We start from the raw sequence: 21,075 nt of genomic DNA, 5'->3' as shown, positions 1-21,075 counted from the left end.
CAGCATGTCGAGGGGGCGCACGCTCTCCTGGAGCGAGCCGACGGCCGACACCGAAAGGATCCAGCGCACGCCGAGGGAGCGCAGGGCCCAGAGGTTGGCCCGGTAGGGAACCTCACTGGGGGTGAAGCTGTGATGGCGACCGTGCCGGGCCAGGAACACCACCTCAAGAGCGCCGATGCGTCCGATCCGCAGGCTGTCGGAAGGGGGCCCGTAGGGGGTTTCGATGGTCAGTTCCCGGACGTCCTCCAGCCCTTCCATCGCATAGAGGCCGCTGCCACCGAGCACGCCGAGACGGGCGCCGGCAAGGTCGAGGCTCGCCGGAGCGACGGCCTGGGGGGAGGAGGAAGTGGGCTCAAGGGTGGCCATGGAAGCAGGGTGCCCTGGACGGATACAGTCGAAGTTTGCCTCCTCGACCGTGACCAAGGCCCTGATGGACACCGACGCCGGGCCGATCATCATTGATCTGTTTGACACCGAGGCCCCCGGCACCGTCGCGAACTTCGTCAAGCTCTCCAAGGACGGCTTCTACGACGGCCTCGCCTTCCACCGGGTGATCGAAGGCTTCATGGCCCAGGGGGGCTGTCCCAACAGCCGCGAAGGCACCCGCGGTACGGCCGGCACCGGCGGCCCCGGCTACACGATCCCCTGCGAGATCAACGCCCAGAAGCACAAGGCCGGCAGCCTGTCGATGGCCCACGCAGGCCGCAACACCGGCGGCAGTCAGTTCTTTCTGTGCCATGGCCCCCAGCCGCACCTGGATGGCCAGCACACTGTTTTTGGCCACACCGACAACATCGATGTGGTGCTGGCGCTCAAGAACGGCAGCCGCATCAATAAGGTGACGATCGAGGACTAGAAGCCTGCTGTACTTGGAGCCTGAGGTCTGAGGTCGCCTGGGACCAAGGAGTGCTTCTCTGGAAGTGTTGCTCTTGGTTCTAGCCCTTCAGTCCGTTGCCACAGCTGCCCTGAACAGCTCGAGAGGGCGTAGATCTCCCGGCCCCCGTCACTGAGCGGAGCTTGCGATCCCTAAGGCCCCGGGCATCAAGGTCCGGGGCGCTCGCTTCCGGGATGGCCCTTGGTCTTTTGCCGTCCCGCTGCCGGTTGGTGGAGATGTACGCATCCAGGGCGCGTTCCTTGCACTCTTCCAGATTCAAGCTGCTGCCGTAGCCCGCATCACTGGCCTGGTTGCCGACGTCGATCGCCACGATCACGTGGTGGTCACCATCGACTGCCACCGGTCAGTTGTATCCCTGAACCCAGCCACCACCGCTGTTGAGGATGTGGCTCTCGGGGGCGGTGAGGTTCTCTGGGCGCTGGGCGTTGGGTTTCCGGCCACGTTGGTGGGGAGTGTGCGCTGCGGCATCGCCAGGGGATCCATCTCGGCTGCGGGCGTGGTGACAAAAAGGGGCCAATCCTGAAGCCATTGGTATCTCGATCGCCAGCTTCTGGGCGTCATCGATACGCTTACGGACACCTCGTGCACGATGCGCCGCTCGCTTTCCAGCTTTGGCATCCCCGCTGGCCTCCGCTTCTGCCGCGTCCTGTTCGGCCTTGCGCAGCACAGGGCCCGCTTCTCACCCTCAAACTGCCGCTAGGGCTTCAGCGTCCGCTCGTGTCTCACTGCGTTGCAGAAGCCCAGTTCTGCTCCTTGTGCTTGCTGGCGGTGGCTGGAGAATCAACAGCCAATTCAGGGATGAATTCCTGACTATTGAGCGCTTTGCCTGGTGCCGGAAGCCAGTTGCTGGCAGAGCAGTACCGGATGGAGTACAGCTACAGACCGCATTCGGCGCTCCCGGGCCGTACGCCCCTGGAGACCCTCCAGCAGTGGAGAGCGGCCTGACTACCCCGCCAGCTCTCTTAGGGGCTGGATCACGGATGGGAAGCACGTCAACCCTTCAGCTTCGTCATCCCAGGCTCCTTCCAGGTTCTCCACGATGTCCACAACTGCTCAGATCACCGCGGCCGCACCGATGACACCACACCCACCATCACAGGCACCTTCGGGGGGGCAACGGCTGGGGCATCCCTCGCTGCAGGGGAGACTCTGCGCGTCTACAACGGTGCCACCTTCCACGGTAACGCCACCGTCACCGTGGTCGCTGGCGGTCAGAGCACTTGGACCTACACCCCAACGCTTCCAGCGACAGCCGGCACCAGTTACTTCATCACCGCCCGCGTTGCGGATGCGGCCGGCAATTTCGGTACCGCGTCTGCTGCGTGCATCTTTGTTCTTGACACCACCGCACCGGCGGTAGCCGTCACCTCCTCTGCACGGAGCACGGACACGACGCCAGTGATCAGCGGCACAGCAGAAGCAGGTGCACAAATCACGCTGACGATCGGCGGTGCGACCTACCAGGCAACAGCAACGAACGGCATCTGGAGCGTTGATACAGACACGGCCATTCCAACCAGTGGCAGCCTGGCCATCGGCTCGGTCAATGCCGTGGTCGCCACGGCATGCGATACGGCTGGCAACAGCGCATCAGTAAACCAGACGCTGCTGATCTATTTCCCCATTGAACTCTCAGCCGTCGCCGCTGGCAGCGGCGGCTTCGTGATCAATGGTCAATCCGCTGGTGACTTCAGCGGCAGAAGCGTCTCGGCCGCCGGTGATGTCAACGGGGATGGCCTCGCCGATCTCCTCGTCGGCGCACCCCTTAGCGATCCCGCCGCGGGCCGCGAGGCCGGCCGCTCCTACGTGGTCTTCGGGTCCACCGCCTTCGCCTTCGCCCAGATTCCCCTCGACTGGCTCGGCACCATCGGCAACGACACCCGCATCGGCGGCCTCGGCAGCGACACCTTCCGCTTCACCACCACACCGGGCCCAACCAACCGCGATCTCATCACCGATTTCAGCAGCGCTGTCGACAAGCTCTCCTTCAGCAAGTCGGTGTTCACCGGCTTCGGGGCGCAGACCACGCTCACCGCCGATCAATTCGCGGCAGGCGCTGGCCTCACCGCCGCCACCAACATCAATCAGCGCTTCCTCTACGACACCACCAGCGGCATCCTCCGCTTCGACAGCGATGGCAGCGCTACCGGGGCCTCAGCGCTGGAGGTTGCCTTGCTGGGCAGCACCACCCATCCCACACTGGTCGCTGCGGATTGCCTGCTCAGCTGATCACGCCAGCCATGACCACCGCAGCCCCATCCAATCCCAACACCCAGCCCATCGCACAGTTATGGCGCCAGTTGCAGCAGGCTCCACTCCAGGCAGAGCACTGGCTCACCATCCATCACTGCTACGCAACTGCGGGGATGGCCCCGCAGCGCCTCTACGTTCTGCAGCAACTCCAGCGCCTCAACCCCACCCTGCAGGACGGCCTGCAGCAGCCCACCCGTGAGGCGAGCACATCGGCCGCAGCAGCCGAGCAGCACCTGCTCAACCCAGGCAGCAAAGAGGCCCAGCGCTGGGCACGCGAGCTCGACAACTGGCTGGCTACCAATCCAGGCGACTGGCTGAGCGCGCTGTACAAACTCCGGCTCGACGAAGCCAACATCGCCGGCGCCACCACACCTGACGGCACGCCTACGGAACGACTCAACAACACCCGCACGCTTGAACCCATACCCGGCGAGAGCCTCCACTGGCTCGGGCTCTGGCGCCTCAACGGTGGCGACCCCAGCGGCGCTGTGGCTGCACTCGCGCAACTGGTGGAGCTTCGCCCATGGCGCCATGGCTCCATGCTCTATCTCGGCGAAGCCCTCCTGCGTACTGGCAACCGCACCGCCGCCGAGGTGGCGTTCACGCGTGCCAGCCATTCCTCCAACCCGGCCTTCCTGCGCCTGCTAGCCCAGCGCGTCTATCAGCACAACTACTGGCAGGAAGCCGTTGCTGTGCTGCAGCGATCCCTGGAACTTGCTCCCGAGAGCATCGAAACTCTGCTCGCCTTGGCGCGTCTGCACTGGGAGGTCTACGACCTCACCGCTGCAGAGGGATTCTGCCGCCGTGTTCTGCAGAACGATCCCGGCAACAGCGAGGTGCGCTACCTGCTCAATGCCCTGCCCGGACGCCGCGGCGATGCCGCCTCCCATCTCGCGGCGGTGGAAGAGCACTACGCGGATCTGGCAGACCCCTCTTCACGCCTGGTGTCCTCCATCGCCATGGCCTCCCTCTATGTGGACACCCTCACCCCCGAGCAGACAGCCCAGCGCCATCGCGATCTCTGCATCCCCATCGAAGAGTCCGTCACGCCTCAACCCCTCGAGACCTTCGGCAACAACCTCAATCCCGACAGGGCGTTGCGTATCGGTCTGGTCTCCGGTGATTTCCATCGCCAGCACCCGGTCAATCTGTTCATGCTGCCGCTGCTGCAGCGGCTCGATCCCGCGCAGTTCCCCGTGACGGTGTTCCACACCGGCACCATGCACGACGAATACACCAACCGGGCCCGACAGGCCGCCAGCCGCTGGATCGAGGTGCATGGCCTCGATGATCAGGCGATCCATCAGCGCGTCCGCGACCAGAAGATTGACGTGCTGATCGACCTGGCCGGTCACACCAGCAGCCACCGCCTCGGCGTGTTTGCCCTGCGCTCCGCGCCCGTGCAGGCCACCTTCCTCGGCTATCCCCACTCCACTGGCCTCTCGCGCATGGACTGGTTGATCGGCGATCCGGTGGTGGCTCCCGCCGAGCACGCGCCTCTGTTTTCGGAAGGCATCGCCCAGCTGCCGGGCAGCGTCTTCTGCTGGAGCCCGGTGGATGACTACCCCTTACCGCCAGCTCGCCCCGCCGCCGCGCCGCTGGTGTTCGGCTCGTTCAACAACATCATGAAACTCACGCCGCGCACGATCGCCCTCTGGGCGGCGGTGCTGCGCGAGCTGCCCGGCGCCCGCCTGCTGCTCAAGGCGCCCTCACTCGCGGACGCCTCGGTGATCGCGCGCTTCCGGGGGCTGTTCGCCGCCGAGGGCATCGGGCCGGAGCGGCTGCTGCTGGAGGGTCCCGAGGGCCTCGAAGCGATGATGCAGCGCTACGGCGGCGTCGACATCGCTCTCGATCCCACCCCCTACAACGGCGGCACCACCACCCTGCAGGCCCTGTGGATGGGCGTGCCGGTGATCGCCCTGGCGGGCGGCAACTTCGTGAGCCGCATGGGCGCCAGCTTCCTCACCGCCCTGGGCCGCAGCGAGTGGATCGCCAGCGACGACGCCCACTACCGCGCCATCGCCCGCCAGCTCGCCGAACAGCTGCCGGCCCTGCGCAGCGGCCGCGCCGAACTGCGCCACCAGATGGCCGCCTCGGGCCTCTCCGATCTCGAGGGCTACGCCGCTCACTTCCAGGGGCTGTTGCGGCGGATGTGGCGGCACCACTGCAGCGGGGATCCCGGAAGATTGCTCGCTGCGGAGAACGAAACGTCACTTTCGGCCGAACCCTGAGCCGTTGCCTGCCCGTGCGGCCCTGCCCTGCTTGAGATGGCCATCGACACCCCCATCACCATCGTCTCGGCCAGCCGGCTGACCGCCGAGGCGTTTCCGGCTGAATCCCTGCTGGGCCGATCCCTGCGCCTGCCTGCCCATCAAGCCTGCGACACGCGGATCCACACCGCCAACCGCGAGCCCCTCGGCGCCATCTACAACGAGGCCCTGGAGCAGCTCCATCCCGAGAGCCTGGTGGTGTTCTGCCACGACGACGTCTGGCTGGGCGAGGCCTGCCTGCGCACGCCTCTGCTGGAAGCGCTGGAGCGCTTTGATCTGGTGGGGGTGGCCGGCAGCCGGCGGATCCTTCCCGGCCAGCCCACCTGGTGGCTCCAGCCCGATGGCCGCACCTGGGACCATCCCCATCTGCTGGGCGAGATCCGCCATGGCGATCCCGGCGCCAGCGAGCCGATCCGCTTCGGGGCCAGCCCGGCGCCGGCCATGCTTCTGGATGGGGTGTTCCTGGCCGCCCGTGCCGGCACCCTGCAGGCCGCCGGGGTGCGCTTTGATCCCGCCTTCCCCTTCCACTTCTACGATCTGGATCTCTGCCGCAGTGCCCTCGCCGCCGGCCTGCGCCTCGGGGTCTGGCCCCTGTCCCTGATCCACGCCAGCCCCGGCGCGGCCGGCAGCACCGACTGGCAGCTCGGCCTGGAGTGCTATCGGCGCAAGTGGGAGCCGTCCCTCACCGCCAGCCCATCGCCCTCCTCCCCATCCATGACCAGCGCCGCCCCGGCCTTCGAGATCACCACCTCCCGCCAGCTGCTCAGCTGGCTGGCCGAGCAGCAGCTCTCACTCGCCCTCACCACCTATCAGATCGGCAAACTCTTCTCCCTCGGCCTCAAGGCCAGCGGAGAGCTGGCGGTGTTCGAGCGCACCTTCAACCGCTGCATGGGCCTCAGCGCCAGCGGCGATGGCAACGGCTTCTACATGAGCAGCCTCCATCAGATCTGGCGCTTCGAGAACATGCTCGCCCCGGGCCAGCAGACCGATGGTTTCGATCGCCTCTACGTGCCCCAGCTGGGCTTCACCACCGGCGACTGCGACATCCACGACATGGCCGTGGATGCCGACGGCCAGCTGGTGTTCGCCAACACCCTCTTCTCCTGCCTGGCCACCACCAGCGCCACCCACAGCTTCCGGCCCCTCTGGCGGCCCCCCTTCATCTCCCGCCTCGCCGCGGAAGACCGCTGCCATCTCAACGGCCTGGCCCTGCGCGACGGCCAACTGGCCTATGTGACCGCCGTGAGCACCTCCGATGCCGCCGATGGCTGGCGCGAACGCCGCCGCGACGGCGGTGTGCTGATCGATGTGCTGGCCAATGAGATCGTGGCCAGCGGGCTGTCGATGCCCCATTCGCCCCGCTGGCATCAGGGCCGGCTGTGGCTCTGCAATTCAGGCACCGGTGAGTTCGGCCACATTGATCTGGCTAGCGGCGCCTTCGAGCCGCTCACCTTCTGCGCCGGCTATCTGCGCGGCGTCGCCTTCCACGGCGACTACGCCCTGCTCGGCACCTCCAAGCCCCGCCACAACAAAACCTTCTCCGGCCTTCCCCTCGATGACGCCCTTGCCCAGCGCAACGTGGAGGCCCGCTGCGGCATCCAGGTGGTGGATCTGCGCTCCGGCGACGCCGTGCACTGGATCCGCTTCGAGGGGCTGGTGGAGGAGATCTACGACGTGATCACCCTGCCAGGCGTGCGCAACCCCTCCCTGATCGGCTTTGTGAGCGATGAGATCCGCCGCTTGATTTCGATCGAGGAGGAGCCGTAAGCGCGATGGCATCCCAGACCCCCGCCCACGACCAGGCCAATCCCGATCTGCTGGCGATCCTGCCGGCTGTGGAGCGGCTGGTGGAGGTGGGCTGCAGCACCGGAGCCCTGGCGCGGGCGTACCGCGGCCGCCACCCTGCCGCCCACTGGCTCGGCATCGAAATCGAGCCCACCTACGCGGCAGCCGCCCGTCAGCACTGCCAGGAGGTGCTGGTGGGGGATGTGGAGCAGATGCTGGCCCAGGAGCCGCCGCCCCAGGCCCTTCATGCCGACTGCTGGATCTTCGGCGACAGCCTCGAGCACCTGCGCGATCCCTGGCAGGTGCTGCGCCGGGTGCACACCCTGTTGCCGCCGGGGGGAAGCGTCTGCGCCTGCATCCCCAACGCCCAGCACTGGAGCGTGCAGGCGCGGCTCTGCTTGGGGCAGTTCGTGTACGAGGAGAGCGGCGTGCTCGATCGCACCCACCTGCGCTGGTTCACGCCCACCACCATGCTCTCGCTTTTTGCAGACTGCGGTTTCCGCGTTCTCAACTGCCAGCCGCGGATCTTTCCCCATCCGGCGGAAGCTGCCGTGCTGGAGCAGATCCGCCAGTTCGCCACCGCCCTGGGCGCCGATCCGGAGCGGGCGATGCGGGATGCCCGCCCCCTGCAGCTGGTGATCCAGGCAACGAGGCGCTGAGGCAGTGGAGGCGGTGAGGCAGTGCAGCGCCACGGCCGCGAACGCAGGAACAGCCGGAATGACACCTGGCTCGATGGACCCTCGCCCCTGGTCGTGGTCGGATTTCAGGAGGGTAGTCGCTAGCCCCAGTCAATCTCCAAGAAGAAAGGACATCTAGCTCAACCAAGCCTGGATCCCCAACCAGAAGAAGGGAGATATTATCCACTAATTGTTGTCCATATCCCGATCTCTTGGCCGTCACGCTTGCCTTGGCCTCCGGTCCCAGCGACCCAGCTGGGCTATTCCAGGCCCTCGATCTGGCCCACCAGCGTCTGGAGCGGTGGTTCAGCAACAGCAGCGGCTTCCACGCCCTGCTGCTTGAGGTCTACGGGGCCGACGCCGCGCGCAGCGCCGCCCTGCGCCAGAGCCTCACCAGCAGCCCCCTGCGCCTGGAGCTGACCCTGCTCGATGGGCCCACCATGGCCGGCGCCCTCGGCGGCTACGCCCCAGCCGGCCCCAACGGGGCGGAAACGATCTTTCTCAACCGCTCCTGGCTCACCACCGCCAGCGCCCCCCAGATCGAGGCCGTGCTGCTCGAGGAACTCGGCCATGCCCTCGATCTCCGCTTCAACGGCAGCCAAGACTCCCCCGGCGATGAGGGCGAGCGCTTCTCCGCCCTGATCCGCGGCCTCACCCCGTCCGCTTCCACCGCCTCCGAAAACGACCAGCGCTGGATCCAGGTCGACAGCTCCGCCCTCTTGATCGAGGCCGCCGCCCCGGGATCGATCGATCTCTCCGACATCGCGGGCGGCACTGGCGGCTTCGTGATCACCGGCCAGGCCACCGAAAACAGCGGCAGCTCCGTGTCCCGCGCCGGCGATGTCAACGGCGATGGCCTCGAGGATCTGATCGTGAACGCCCTGTACGGCGATCCCCCCGCCGGCACCAATGCCGGCCGCTCCTACGTGGTCTTCGGGAAAACCGGTACCGCCCCCATCAACCTCTCCGCCGTTGCGGCCGGCAGTGGCGGCTTTGTGATCAACGGCCAATCTGCCTACGACCAGAGCGGCCGCAGCGTGGCCGCCGCTGGGGATGTGAACGGCGATGGCCTCGCCGATCTGCTGGTGGGTGCCTTCGCCAGCGATCCCCTCGCCGGCACCAGTGCCGGCCGCTCCTACGTGGTCTTCGGTAAAACCGGCACCGCCGCCATCAATCTTTCGGCTGTTGCGGCAGGAACCGGCGGCTTCGTGATCAACGGCCAGGCCGGCTACGACTTCAGCGGCTACAGCGTCGCCAATGCTGGCGATGTGAACGGCGATGGTCTTACCGATCTCATCATCGGCGCCTACAACAGTGACCCCACCACGTCAGGTCCAGAACCCAACAACAACGGCGGGCGCTCCTATGTGGTCTTCGGCAAGACTTCCACCACCGCCATCAACCTCTCGGCCATCTCAGCTGGTGTCGGCGGCTTCGTCATCAATGGCCAGGCCGCCTACGACAACAGTGGCTTCCGCGTCTCCAGCGCCGGCGATGTGAACGGTGATGGCCGCGCCGACCTGATCGTCGCCGCACCCGTTGGCGATCCCAACCTCACCACGGCCAACAATGCCGGCCGCAGCTACGTGGTGTTCGGCAAGACCAGCGGAACTGCCATCAACCTCTCCGCCGTCGCTTCCGGCAGCGGCGGCTTCGTGATCAACGGCACCACCGCCAACGAAGAAACCGGCCGCAGTGTGGCGGCGGCCGGGGATGTGAATGGCGATGGCCTCGCCGATCTGATCATCGGCGCTCCTGAAAGCGATCCCACCGCTGGCACGAACGCCGGCCGCTCCTATGTGGTCTTCGGCAAGACCAGCTCCGCACCCCTCGATCTGTCTGCCGTCGCCGCCGGCAGCGGCGGCTTCCTGATCAACGGTGCCGCTGCAAACGACCGCAGCGGCACCAGCGTCGCCGCTGCGGGCGATGTGAATGGCGATGGCCTTGGCGATCTGATCGTGGGTGCACCCCGCACAGGATTTGGTGGCAACGGCCGTGCCTTTGTGGTCTTCGGCAACACCTCCGGCAACGCCATCAACCTCTCCGCCATTGCCACCGGCAGCGGCGGCTTCGTGATCAACGCGGAATTCGGCAGCGACCTCAACGGCTTCAGTGTCGCTGCCGCCGGTGATCTCAACGGCGATGGCCTTGCCGATCTGATCGTCGGCGCCCGCGGCAGCATCGGCGGTCTGGGCCGCTCCTATGTGATCTTCGGGGCCACCTCCGGCGCCTTCCTCGGCAGCTTCTTTGATCAGCTCGGCACCGCCGCCAGCGACACCCTCGCCGGCACCAGCGCCGCCGAATCCTTCGCCGCCGGCGCCGGCAACGACACCCTGATCGGTGGCGGCGGTGCCGATGTGCTCCACGGCGGCGCCGGCAACGATCGCTTTGTGCTCAACGCCTCCAACCTCACCGCCCTCAGCAACCGCTTCGGCTTGGGCGGCAACACCGCCCAGCTGGCCCGCGTCGATGGCGGCACCGGCTTCGACACCATCGCCCTGGCCGGCAGCGGACTCGGCTTCAACCTTGGCCTCGTCGCCAATCAGTCCGCCTCCAACACCACCAACGCCTCTCGCCTCTCCTCCATCGAGGCCTTCGATCTCACCGGCTCCGGCAACAATTCCCTCTCCCTGGCCCTGCGCGATATCCAGGATCTCGCCGGCTTCAGCTGGCTCAACAACGCCACCGCCGCTGGCCTCGGCTTCGCCAGTGGCTCCTTCACCCTCCCTGCCACCGTGCGGCGCCATCAGCTGCTGATCAGCGGCAACGCCGGTGACGCCTTCACCGCCTCCAACGGCCTCTGGATCAACGCCGGCACCCTCAACGGCACCGGTGCCTTCGCCGGCTCCACCTTCAACGTCTTCAACAGCACAACCGGTCTCTCACAGCTGATTGTCAACAGCGCCATCACCGCCACCATCACCCCGCCGCCCACCATCACCCTGGCCGTTTCCCCAGATTCGGTGACAGAAGACGGCGCCGCCAATCTGCTGTTCACCTTCAGTCGCACCGGTGCCACCACCGGTGCCCTCACAGTGAGGTACAGCGTTGCTGGCACCGCCAGGCTGGCGGCAGCCGTCAGCGATCCGGCCGATTACACCGGCATCAGCACCTCAGGCACCACCAAGACCGTCACCTTCGTGGCTGGATCGGCCACCGCCACCGTCACCGTGGATCCCAGCGCCGATCGCAGGATCGAGGCCGATGAGACCGTCGCCCTCACCCTCGTCGCCAGCACCTCTTACACCATCGGCACCCCAGCACCGGTGATTGGCACCATCAGCAACGACGATGCCTTCATCGACCTCTCCGCCATCGCCGCCGGCTCCGGCGGCTTTGTGATCAATGGGCAATGCGCCGGCGACTACAGCGGCTTTAGCGTCGCCAGTGCAGGCGATGTGAACGGCGATGGCCTCGCCGACCTCCTTGTAGGTGCTCCTGGCAGTAACCCTGCATCTGGCGGTGATGCGGGCCGCAGTTATGTGATATTCGGCAAAACAAACACCACCGCCATCAATCTGTCTGCGATTGCGGCGGATAGCGGCGGCTTCGTGATCAATGGCCCGTCTGGTGACGACTACAGCGGCAGCAGCGTTGCCAATGCTGGAGATGTGAACGGTGATGGCCTTACGGATCTAATCGTGGGGGCACGCTTCGAAGATTCAGCAGCGGAAGCCATAGCTGGCCGCAGCTATGTGGTGTTTGGCAAAACCTCCTCAAACGCCGTTGAGCTCTCCGCCGTCGCTGCTGGCAGCGGCGGCTTCGTGATCAATGGCCAGTGTGCCAATGACTACAGCGGTTTCAGCGTCGCCAGTGCCGGCGACGTGAACGGCGATGGCCTCACTGATCTGATCGTTGGTGCTCCCGACAGCGATCCAGCGGCTGGCGGTCAAGCTGGTCGCAGCTATGTGGTGTTCGGCAAAACCAACACCACTGGCATCAACCTCTCCGCCATCGCTGCTGGCAGCGGTGGCTTCGTGATCAATGGCCAGGCTGCCAACCATCGCAGTGGCTACAGCGTCGCCAGTGCCGGCGATGTGAACGGTGATGGCCGCGCCGATCTGATCGTCGGCGCGCGCGATAGCAATCCCTCGGATAGCAACGATGCCGGCCGCAGCTATGTGGTTTTTGGCAAAGCCAGCAGTGGCGCCATTCAGCTCTCCGCCATCGCGGCCGGCAGCGGCGGCTTCGTGATCATTGGCCAGGCTGCCAACGATCGCAGTGGCTACAGCGTCGCCAGTGCCGGCGATGTGAATGGCGATGGCCTGGCTGACCTGATCGTGGGCGCTCCAACCAGCGATCCTTCGGCGGGCACCAATGCAGGACGTAGCTATGTGCTGTTCGGCAAAACCACAACAAGCTCCATCAACCTCTCCGCCATCGCCGCTGGCAGCGGCGGCTTCGTGATCAATGGCGAATGCGGGTTCGATTACAGCGGCAGCAGCGTTGCCACGGCCGGCGACATCAATGGCGATGGCCTTGCTGATCTGATCATCGGCGCCCATCTCAGCGAGGCCCAGTTCAGTGGCCCGAGCGACGGTGAATTTGCCGGTCGCTCCTACGTAGTGTTCGGCAAAACCAACACCACCACCATCGATCTCTCCGCCGTCGCCGCCGGCAGCGGCGGCTTCGTGATTAACGGCCAGTGCGTCGGCGACTTCAGCGGCAGGAGCGTCGCCGCTGCCGGCGATGTGAACGGCGATGGCCTCGCTGATCTGCTCGTCGGAGCTCGCTTCAGCGATCCCGCCGCAGGCAGCGCCGCCGGCCGTAGCTACGTGATTTTCGGCTCCACCACCGGCGCCTTCGCCCAGACCGCCGTGGACCAGCTCGGCAGCACCGGCAACGACACCTTCACGGGCACCGCCGCCGCTGAGACCTTTGTCGGCAATGGCGGCAACGACACCCTGATCGGTGGCGGCGGTGCCGATGTGCTCTACGGCGGCGCCGGCAACGATCGCTTTGTGCTCAATTCCTCCAACCTCACCCCCCTCGCCAGTCCCTTCGGCAGCGGCGGCAATACCACCCAGCTCGCCCGCGTCGATGGCGGCACCGGCTTTGACACCATCGCCTTCGATGGGGCTGGCCTCTCCTTCAACCTCGCCAGCGTCGCCAACCAATCGGCCGTCAACACCAACAACTCCTCACGCCTCAGCTCGATCGAGATCTTTGATCTCACCGGCAGCGGCAACAACAGCCTTTCGCTCGCCAAACGCGACGTCGACGACATCACCGGCTTCAACTGGCTCAACGCCAGCACCGCCGCCGGCTTCGGCCGCAGCGGCGGCACCTATGCCCTGCCGGCCACCGAGCGGCGCCGGCAACTGGTGATCAGCGGCGATGCCGGCGACAGTCTTACTGTCACCAATGGCACCTGGACCCTTGCCGGCACCATCAGCTTCGATGGAACCACTGCAGGGCTTTTGGGTACCTACAACGTCTGGAACCTCGGCTTCGATCAGCTGCTGGTGGGTAGCAATGTCAGCGTGAGCGGGCTTCCTTGACCCCAACGCCTGGCTGGCACTCTGCCAGCACTACGCCAGCGCTGGCCTTGTACACCAACACGGGTATGCCGCCCGGTAAGTGCGGCGCCTGAAACCTGAATGGGAGCCACGACTCCAAGCGGTCGCATCAGTGGGCCCTGGCGATGAGCCATTGCTGCTGCATCCCTTTGGAGCAGCTGGTCATGCCTGGGCGGAGCAGCTCAGCTCCTGGCTGGAGCTCTGCGCTGGCGACTGGCTCAGCTGGCTCTACTTGGCCCGCCTCCAGGATGCCGTCGCCCCCATCTGCTCTGCCGGGAGTCCCGCACTCCAGCAGGCCCCTGCGCCTTGGCCATGGAGGGAAAGTTTGGGGTGTGCACCGTTGGACCCGACAAGCGCCTGCTCAGGCCCAGACGATGAAGGCTCCGGGGGTCAGGTTGAGGAGCGGGCAGGTCAGGGTGGTTCCGGTGCTCGTGCTCGCGTCGGAATCAACGCCCTCGGCCCGTCCAGGCACGGTGGAGACGCCACTGCCCGGGGGAACAAGATCGGCCAGCGACCTCCGCTCCGGCTCTAGGTCGATGCTCGGATGGCCCTTGCGCCGGGCATCCGGCGCTAGCAGCAGCTTCACCCCGGAGGTGCCCTGCCAACGGGCCATCTCCATCAGCGGACCGGCCAGGTCGGCGGCGGTGAGCTGGCGGGACTGGTGGGCCGCCAGCAGCAAGGACAGCCCGGGGCCGTCGAGCAGGGCAAGCAGGCGGGGATCCTCCTCGCGCTCCAGCAGCAGCCCCTTGCGCCGGGCCCAGTCCCGCAGCACCTCCAGTCGGCTCGCCCCCAGCAGGGGATCGTGGGGGCCGTGCCAGCCCAGCACCGCCGTGAGGCCATGGGATTCCGCCTCCATCAGGTGGCCCAGCTTGGTGCGCTTCACCCGCAGGTAGGCGGCGTTGTGGATACCCGGATCCATCACCAGGGGCACCCGATCCACCACCTCGAGTCCGTAGCCACCCAGCCCGGCGATCTTGCGGGGGTTGTTGGTGATCAGGCGCAGCCGCCGCACGCCCAGGTCGCTGAGGATCTGGGCCCCGACGCCGTAGTTGCGCAGATCGGCGGCGAAGCCCAGCCGTTCGTTGGCTTCCACCGTGTCCAGACCGCCGTCCTGGAGGCTGTAGGCCTTGAGCTTGTTGACCAGGCCGATGCCGCGCCCTTCCTGGCGCAGGTAGACCACCACCCCCTCTCCGGCCGACTCGATCATGCGCAGGGCCGCCTCCAGCTGGGGGCGGCAGTCGCAGCGGAGGGAGCCGAAGGCGTCCCCCGTGAGGCACTCGGAGTGCACCCGCACCAGCGCCGGGCCGTTGCCGTGCTCCGGGTATCCCTTGACGATCGCCACATGCTCGCTGCCGTCGAGCTCGTTGCGGTAGCCAATGGCCCGGAACTGGCCGAAGCTGCTGGGCATGGTGGCCTCCGCCTGGCGGGCCACGAAGCGCTCGGTGTCGAGGCGGTAGCGGATCAGGTCGGCGATGCTGATCAGCCGCAGGCCGTGGTGGCGGGCGTAGTCGGCCAGCTGGGCCAGGCGGGCCATGGAGCCATCGGCGTTCTGGATCTCGCAGATCACGCCAGCGGGATAGAGCCCGGCCAGTCGGGCCAGGTCGACGGCCGCCTCGGTGTGGCCGGCCCGTTGCAGCACCCCGCCCTGGCGGGCCCGCAGGGGGAAGATGTGGCCGGGGCGGCGCAGGTCGGCGGGGCGCGAGTCCGGGTGGATCGCCACCTGGATCGTGCGGGCCCGGTCCTCCGCCGAGATGCCCGTGCTCACCCCCCGCTCCGGCCCCGCATCCACGCTCACCGTGAAGGCGGTCTGGTTGCTGTCGGTGTTGCGATCCACCATCAGGGGCAGATCCAGGGCATCGAGTCGCTCCCCTTCCATGGCCAGGCAGATCAGCCCCCTGGCATCGGTGGCCATGAAATTGATCTGTTGGGGTGTGGCGAACTGGGCCGCACAGATCAGATCACCTTCGTTCTCACGGTTCTCGTCATCGACCACCACGATCGATTCACCGTTGCGGATCGCCGCCAGGGCATCGGCGATGGCATCGAAGTGAAGGCCCGTGGACTGACGGGGGCCGGACAGGACGGTCAAGGGACGGAAAGGAAAAGGAAGACCTGCGCCCCCATGGGCGATGGACGAGGCGATGGACGTGGCCGAACCCTGAAGGGATCGAACCTTATTTATAGGCTGCCGGTACGATCCAGCGTTCTTCTGCGTTCCGCATGGCTGGACAGCGCGTTGCGGTGATCGGTGCCAGCGGCTACGGGGGACTGCAGACCCTCCGGCTGCTGCAGGGCCACCCCCATCTCACGGTGAGCTTTCTGGGCGGGGAGCGCAGCACGGGCAAGCGCTGGAGCGAACTGGTGCCCTTCCTGCCCCTGGAGGACGACCTGGTGGTGCGCTCGCCGGACCCGGACGCCATCGCCGCCGCCGCCGATCTGGCTGTGCTGAGCCTGCCGAATGGCCTGGCGGCCGGTCTGGTGCCGGATCTGCTGCAGCGGGGCGTGAAGGTGGTGGATCTCTCGGCTGATTACCGCTACCGCTCCCTGGACCAGTGGCAGGAGGTGTATGCCGCCGAAGCCCGCCAGGCGTCCCGCCAGGACGGCGACCTTTGCCAGGAGGCGGTCTACGGACTGGTGGAGGTGGCTGAAGCGCGCATCCGCAAGGCCCGCCTGGTGGCGGCCCCCGGCTGCTTCCCCACGGCCAGCCTGCTGGCCCTGCTGCCGTTCCTTGAGCAGGGTCTGATCGAGACGGGTGGCATCGTCATCGATGCCAAGACGGGCACCTCCGGCGGTGGCCGGGCCGCCAAGGAAAACCTGCTGCTGGCCGAGGCCGCCGAGGCGGTTGCTCCCTACGGGGTGGTTGGCCACCGGCACACCAGCGAGATCGAACAGTTGGCGGCCCAGGCGGCAGGCCAACCGATCCAGCTGCAGTTCACCCCCCACCTGATGCCGATGGTGCGCGGCCTGCTGGCCACGGTCTACGGGCGGCTGCGGGACCCCGGACTGACGGCCGAGGACTGCACGACCCTGCTCGAGGCGTCCTATCGCCACAGCCCCACTGTGCAGGTGCTGCCGGTGGGGACCTACCCCTCCACCAAGTGGGTGCGCAACACCAACCGCTGCCTGCTGTCGGTGCAGGTCGACCCCCGCACCGGCCAGCTGATCGTGATGAGCGCCATCGACAACTTGGTCAAGGGCCAGGCCGGCCAGGGGGTGCAGTGCCTCAACCTGCTCAGCGGCCTCGACGCGGGAACCGGGCTGCCGTTGCTGCCGTTCTATCCCTGATCCAGCCGCAGGGCGGCCAGGGTGACGGCCAGCGGCAGGATCCGGTGCTCCTGCTGCTGGATGCGGGCGTGGAGCCGCTGGTGGTCGTCCCCCGCCAGCACCGGCACGGCCGCCTGCACCAGGATCGTGCCCGCATCCACTTCGGCACTGACCAGGTGGGCCGTGCAGCCCGCCAGGGTGACCCCGGCGGCCAGGGCCTCCCCCACCCCGTCGGCGCCGCGGAAGCTGGGCAGCAGGGAGGGGTGGATGTTCACCAGTCGATCCGGGAAGGCGTCGATCAGCACGGGGGTGACGATCCGCATCCAGCCCGCCATCACCACCAGATCGACCCGGTGCCCCCGGAACAGGGCGATCAGGGCTTCGTCCAGGGCCTGCCGCGACGGCTGGAGGCGGTGGTCGATCACCTGGCAGGGGATGCCGAGCCGTTCGGCCCGGCGTTGGGCGCCGCAGCCCTCGCGGTTCACCGCCAGAACGACCACCTGGCCCTGCAGGTGCCCCTCCGCACAGGCCGCCACCAGGGCTTCGAAGTTGCTTCCTTCACCGGAGGCCATCACCGCCAGTCGCAGTGGGGCCCCCCTGGCCTGAAGCGGCTGTGGCAATGGCCACTGGAGAGTCCCGCCGGGATCGCTATGGTCAGCGGAATCGGGCATTGCGTCCATGTCCCATCTCTCCATCCTGCCCACCGTGCTGCGGGATGCCGATGTCCTGGCGGACACCCTCTCCTCTCTCAACCTCCCCTGGTGCCGTGGTGGTGAACTCGTCGGCTTCGGCGGCGAACGCCGGGCGGTGACACTGCAGTTGCAGCTGAAGGATGGAGAGGGCCTGGGATGGGTTCGGCAGTCGGATGGATCGCTGGCCGTGGTGGGCGATCTTCAGCGCCTGAGCCGCAACACCGGCCTGCAACGGCTGCTGGGCCGGATCACCCGGGCCTATGCCGCCAGAGCGGCCCTCCAGGACGCCAGCCTGGCCCTCCCCACGGCGTCGATTGAGCTCCGTGTCTGACGATCCACCCCTTCGTGATCCGGCCGCCGGGCCGACCGTTCAGCTCGATCTGCGTGAACCCCACCGCCACCTGGTCGGGGTGACGCTCCATGTCAGGCCGCGTTACCTGCAGCCGGAACTGCGCCTGCCCGCCTGGACGCCGGGCTCCTACCTGATCCGCGACTATGTCCGCCATCTGGAGGCCCTGGAGGTGCACCAGGGGGGGATCCCCGTGACCAGCGAGCGGGCGAGCGAGGCCTGCTGGCGTCTGGAGCTCACCAACCTGGCGCCACTGGTGATTCGCTACCGCCTCCAGGCCACGGAGCTGAGCGTGCGCACTTGCCACCTCAGTGCCGACCACGGCTTTCTGGCCCTGGCCGGCGTGGTCCTGCAGCTGAGCGGCGAGCGCTGGCAGCCCCATCGGCTCGAGCTGGCGTTGCCCGAGGGATGGCAGGCCTTCGTTCCCCTCCCCAGCGTTGGCGAGAACGCCTGGATCGCCGCCGACTTCGACCGGCTGATCGACAGTCCCGTCGAGGCCGGTCCCCACCCGTGTCACCGCTTCAGCGTTGCCGGAGTCCCGCACCGCTGGGTCACCTGGGGCGCCGACCTGCCCGCCCTCGATCCCCTCTGGCTCGCCGATGTGGAGCGGGTCGCCCTGGCCTGCTGCCGCCTGATGGACGAGCCGGCCCCCGCCAGCGACGACTATCTGTTCGTGCTGCATCAGCAGGGCGAGGCCTATGGAGGGCTCGAGCACGACCACGGCTGTGTGCTGCAGTTCGGACGCCGGGCCCTGGCCGCCTCAGGGGGTCGCCGCAAGCTGCTGCAACTGGTGGCCCATGAATATCTGCACCAGTGGAATGTGCGCCGCCTCAGGCCCGCCGAGCTCACCCCGATCGACTACGACCGGGCCACGATCGTGCCCGGTCTGTGGTTTGCCGAAGGCGTCACCTCCTACCTCGACCTGCTGCTGCCCCTGACGGCCGGCATCGGCACGGAAGCCGACCTGCTGGAGGACCTGGGGGCCGACCTCAGCCGCTACCTGCTCACCCCCGGGCGCCGGGTGCAGGGCTTGCGGCAGAGCGCCGAGGAAGCCTGGGTGAAGCTCTACCGGCAGGACGCCTCCTCCGCCGACAGCCAGATCAGCTACTACCTCCAGGGGGCCGTGGTGGCCCTGATGCTCGACCTGCATCTGCGGCGACAGGGGTCGTGCCTGACTGTGGTGCTGCGGGCGCTCTGGCGCAGCCATGGGACCTGGGGCCGGGGGTACCACAACGACGACCTGGTGGCGGCCTTCGCCGACCAGGCCGCCGACCTGGCCGAGCTCCTGCCCCATTGGCTGGAGAGCACCGAAGACCCGGACCTCAGCGGCTATCTCGCAGACGTGGGCCTGGCCCTGGTGCCGAAGCCGGCGACCGAGCCCTTCCTCGGTTGGCTGCTGGAGGACGCCGCGGACCGGCCGATGCAGCTGAAGCGGGTGCACAGGGACGGCCCGGCCGAACGGGCTTGCCTGCAGCCCGGCGATGAATTGCTGGCCCTCGATGGTCTGCGGCTGCGGCGGCCGGACGACCTCAGCCTGGCCATCGGCCCCACCAGGACCCCGGCAGAGCGGGAGTTGCTCTATTGCCGTGACGGCCGGGTGCGCAGCACCGTTCTGCTGCCCGAGCCCCCTGCAGTGGCCAGCTGGCAGCTGGTGATCGATCCCTTGCTGGTGAGTGACCAGACGGGGCTGAACCGACGGCGCTGGCTGTCGTTGCAGCCATGAGTGCCTCCCTGCGACCCCTGGTACTGGCGCTGGCCGGCGCCGGTGTGCTGAGCATCGGCGGACTCACCTGGCTGGGCCGCGACCTGTTCGGCGCCCCGGGCAATGCCGGGGGTCGCGCCTCCCTGCTCGATCTGCTGGAGGAGGTGCGCCAGTCCCCGGGCGCCGGCGGCCAGCGGCAGCCGTCCGCACCGGGGAAGGCCCTGCCGCCGCCCCATGCGGCCTGGCGCGCCCCCCTGGGGGGAGCCTGCCAGGCGGATCCCCTGCTGCGGGGCCGCCTGCTCGCCCTGGCCGAACGCCTCCGTTACGAGATCATCCGGCTGCGCATCGACCCGAGCAACTACGGCGAGCGCTTTCGTCAGGATGTCTTCGGCCAGCCGCTGGATCCCACCCCCCAGGTCGTCGTGCTGCACGAGACCGTTTACGGCATCAACTCGGCGATCAACACGTTCATGACGCCCCACCCCCGCGACGAGGACCAGGTGAGTTACCACACCCTCATCGGTCTGGACGGCCGGGTGGTGGAGGTGCTCGATCCTTCCAAGCGGGCCTTCGGGTCCGGCAATTCCGCCTTCAACGGCCGTTGGGTGGTGACCAATCCGGAGGTGGGAGGGTCGATCAACAACTTCTCCCTGCACCTGAGCCTCGAGACCCCCATCGACGGGGAGGACCAGGACCCCGCCCACAGCGGCTACACCCCCGCCCAGTACGACGCCCTGGCGATCGTTCTCGGCCGCTGGATGCGTCGTTTCAGCATTCCGGCCAACAACATCACCACCCACCAGCACGTGGATCTGGGCGGGGAACGCATGGATCCCCGCAGTTTCGACTGGCGCGAGCTGCAGGTGCGCCTGGCCGCGATCGGGGTTCTCTGCTGATGGCTTGGGTGTCGGGCGCTCCCGAGCGCCAGGTCAGATCAGCGGGCTGGTGATCGGCTTGCGGCTTCCGTAGATCAGGGCGTGCAGTTCGGGGTCCTGCATGTAGCGGAGGACCCGGGCGGGGTAATCGAGTTTGCCGTTGTGCAGGTAGGCCAGCGTGGCCATCGCCTTGGCGTCCGCGGGGGACGTGCTGGCCATCAGCAGGGACCGGTCGGACAGACCCAGGGCGTGCTTCAGCCTCACGAACTTGCCCACCAGCAGCCGCACGTTGCGGTCGGGATCGAGCAGCTCCATGCGCGCCTCCTCGATCTGCTCCTGGGTGGCATTCGCCGGCAGGAGGCCCTGCTTGACCAGTTCGCCGAGGCTGAGCTGGGCGGGGCCGTGGGTGCTGAACAGGCCGCTGCGGGCCGCCAGGGGATGGTCCTCGCCGGGCTTGGCGTGCTGCAGTTCGTCGAAGAGAACGGCGGTCACCAGCATCGGGTTGATGTGGTGCCGGTGGCTTTCGCTGAGGATCACCGGCCGGAGCTCCTCGAGCCGACCAAGGGTATGGGTGCGGAGGGGCAGGAGCTGGTCGATGCCCTCGGTGAAGAGCTGGGCCAGACGGGGTTGGGGGCCGTGGACACCGAAGCGGCGGTTGAGCTCCCTCAGTTCCTCTGGACTGAAGTCGATCGGGTCCGGCCGGAGGCCTTCGCTGGTGGAGGGGCTGATCAGGGGAAAGGCGTCCACACCGCGTTCCCCATCCGTGAGCAGCACAGCCGTGTGGCCCCGGGGCT

The 21,075-nt window shown here is 67.5% G+C and carries 14 protein-coding genes and 1 pseudogene; 10 read left to right on the top strand and 5 right to left on the bottom strand.

Annotation, left to right across the window (positions count from 1 at the left end; all coding sequences use genetic code 11):
- Positions 1 to 366, bottom strand: a pseudogene (locus tag KBZ12_RS01975) (S-methyl-5'-thioadenosine phosphorylase); the annotation flags it as partial.
- A 49-nt stretch (positions 367 to 415) separates the two neighbouring features.
- Between KBZ12_RS01975 and KBZ12_RS01970 the strand changes: the two are divergent.
- On the top strand, positions 416 to 856 hold the full coding sequence (locus tag KBZ12_RS01970) for a peptidylprolyl isomerase (protein ID WP_254955998.1): 441 nt from the start codon (positions 416 to 418) through the stop codon (positions 854 to 856).
- A gap of 79 nt (positions 857 to 935) precedes the next feature.
- On the opposite strand, the gene KBZ12_RS01965 is transcribed toward KBZ12_RS01970, so the two are convergent.
- On the bottom strand, positions 936 to 1,235 hold the full coding sequence (locus KBZ12_RS01965) for a hypothetical protein (RefSeq protein WP_254955997.1): 300 nt from the start codon (positions 1,233 to 1,235) through the stop codon (positions 936 to 938).
- Positions 1,236 to 2,092: 857 nt separating this feature from the next.
- On the opposite strand from KBZ12_RS01965, the gene KBZ12_RS18475 reads away from it, so the two are divergent.
- From KBZ12_RS18475 to KBZ12_RS01940, 5 genes are all read left to right on the top strand, one after another.
- Positions 2,093 to 3,124, top strand: a complete 1,032-nt coding sequence (locus KBZ12_RS18475) for a hypothetical protein (protein WP_254955996.1) — start codon at positions 2,093 to 2,095, stop codon at positions 3,122 to 3,124.
- An 11-nt stretch (positions 3,125 to 3,135) separates the two neighbouring features.
- Positions 3,136 to 5,379 (top strand): tetratricopeptide repeat protein, encoded by a 2,244-nt coding sequence (locus tag KBZ12_RS01955; protein WP_254955995.1) that lies wholly within the window; start codon positions 3,136 to 3,138, stop codon positions 5,377 to 5,379.
- Positions 5,380 to 5,415: 36 nt separating this feature from the next.
- On the top strand, positions 5,416 to 7,185 hold the full coding sequence (locus tag KBZ12_RS01950) for a TIGR03032 family protein (protein WP_254955994.1): 1,770 nt from the start codon (positions 5,416 to 5,418) through the stop codon (positions 7,183 to 7,185).
- Between the two features lie 5 nt (positions 7,186 to 7,190).
- Positions 7,191 to 7,862: a trans-aconitate 2-methyltransferase gene (locus KBZ12_RS01945; RefSeq protein ID WP_254955993.1), complete on the top strand. Its 672-nt coding sequence runs from the start codon at positions 7,191 to 7,193 to the stop codon at positions 7,860 to 7,862.
- A gap of 248 nt (positions 7,863 to 8,110) precedes the next feature.
- The gene (locus tag KBZ12_RS01940; RefSeq protein WP_254955992.1) at positions 8,111 to 13,381 is read left to right on the top strand and encodes an FG-GAP-like repeat-containing protein; all 5,271 of its coding nucleotides are present in this window, start codon (positions 8,111 to 8,113) and stop codon (positions 13,379 to 13,381) included.
- Between the two features lie 379 nt (positions 13,382 to 13,760).
- On the opposite strand, the gene ribBA is transcribed toward KBZ12_RS01940, so the two are convergent.
- Entirely contained in the window at positions 13,761 to 15,488 is a 1,728-nt protein-coding gene (gene ribBA, locus KBZ12_RS01935) for a bifunctional 3,4-dihydroxy-2-butanone-4-phosphate synthase/GTP cyclohydrolase II (protein WP_254955991.1), read from the bottom strand.
- Positions 15,489 to 15,619: 131 nt separating this feature from the next.
- Between ribBA and argC the strand changes: the two genes are divergently transcribed.
- Complete coding sequence (argC, locus tag KBZ12_RS01930) at positions 15,620 to 16,684, top strand: N-acetyl-gamma-glutamyl-phosphate reductase (protein WP_254955990.1); 1,065 nt, start codon at positions 15,620 to 15,622, stop codon at positions 16,682 to 16,684.
- On the opposite strand, the gene purN is transcribed toward argC, so the two are convergent.
- Entirely contained in the window at positions 16,675 to 17,334 is a 660-nt protein-coding gene (gene purN, locus KBZ12_RS01925) for a phosphoribosylglycinamide formyltransferase (protein WP_396100441.1), read from the bottom strand. The genes argC and purN overlap by 10 nt on opposite strands.
- A gap of 7 nt (positions 17,335 to 17,341) precedes the next feature.
- Here purN and KBZ12_RS01920 point away from each other — a divergent pair, with 7 nt between their 5' ends.
- The 3 genes from KBZ12_RS01920 to KBZ12_RS01910 are packed head-to-tail and all read left to right on the top strand — an operon-like array spanning position 17,342 to position 20,302.
- Positions 17,342 to 17,686, top strand: coding sequence for a DUF1257 domain-containing protein (locus KBZ12_RS01920; protein WP_254955987.1), 345 nt, complete (start codon positions 17,342 to 17,344; stop codon positions 17,684 to 17,686).
- The gene (locus KBZ12_RS01915) at positions 17,679 to 19,427 is read left to right on the top strand and encodes a M61 family metallopeptidase (RefSeq protein ID WP_254955986.1); all 1,749 of its coding nucleotides are present in this window, start codon (positions 17,679 to 17,681) and stop codon (positions 19,425 to 19,427) included. The genes KBZ12_RS01920 and KBZ12_RS01915 overlap by 8 nt, the downstream gene beginning before the upstream one ends.
- Positions 19,424 to 20,302, top strand: coding sequence for an N-acetylmuramoyl-L-alanine amidase (locus KBZ12_RS01910; protein WP_254955985.1), 879 nt, complete (start codon positions 19,424 to 19,426; stop codon positions 20,300 to 20,302). The genes KBZ12_RS01915 and KBZ12_RS01910 overlap by 4 nt, the downstream gene beginning before the upstream one ends.
- 33 nt (positions 20,303 to 20,335) lie before the next feature.
- Here KBZ12_RS01910 and KBZ12_RS01905 read toward each other — a convergent pair whose 3' ends face one another.
- Positions 20,336 to 21,028, bottom strand: a complete 693-nt coding sequence (locus KBZ12_RS01905) for a helicase DnaB (protein ID WP_254956030.1) — start codon at positions 21,026 to 21,028, stop codon at positions 20,336 to 20,338.
- Between the last annotated feature and the right edge of the window lie 47 nt (positions 21,029 to 21,075).

Origin of the sequence: Cyanobium sp. Cruz CV13-4-11, assembly GCF_024346055.1 — a bacterium.
GTDB lineage: Bacteria > Cyanobacteriota > Cyanobacteriia > PCC-6307 > Cyanobiaceae > Cyanobium.
The sequence above is the reverse complement of the archived record's forward strand: the minus strand, read 5'-3'. Positions and strand labels throughout refer to the sequence as shown.

Coding starts and splice junctions, on each gene's coding strand:
- argC (WP_254955990.1), top strand. CDS start 15,620: ATGGCTGGACAGCGCGTTGCGGTGATCGGTGCCAGCGGCTACGGGGGA.
- purN (WP_396100441.1), bottom strand. CDS start 17,334: ATGCCCGATTCCGCTGACCATAGCGATCCCGGCGGGACTCTCCAGTGG.
- KBZ12_RS01955 (WP_254955995.1), top strand. CDS start 3,136: ATGACCACCGCAGCCCCATCCAATCCCAACACCCAGCCCATCGCACAG.
- KBZ12_RS01950 (WP_254955994.1), top strand. CDS start 5,416: ATGGCCATCGACACCCCCATCACCATCGTCTCGGCCAGCCGGCTGACC.
- KBZ12_RS01945 (WP_254955993.1), top strand. CDS start 7,191: ATGGCATCCCAGACCCCCGCCCACGACCAGGCCAATCCCGATCTGCTG.
- KBZ12_RS01920 (WP_254955987.1), top strand. CDS start 17,342: ATGTCCCATCTCTCCATCCTGCCCACCGTGCTGCGGGATGCCGATGTC.
- KBZ12_RS01910 (WP_254955985.1), top strand. CDS start 19,424: ATGAGTGCCTCCCTGCGACCCCTGGTACTGGCGCTGGCCGGCGCCGGT.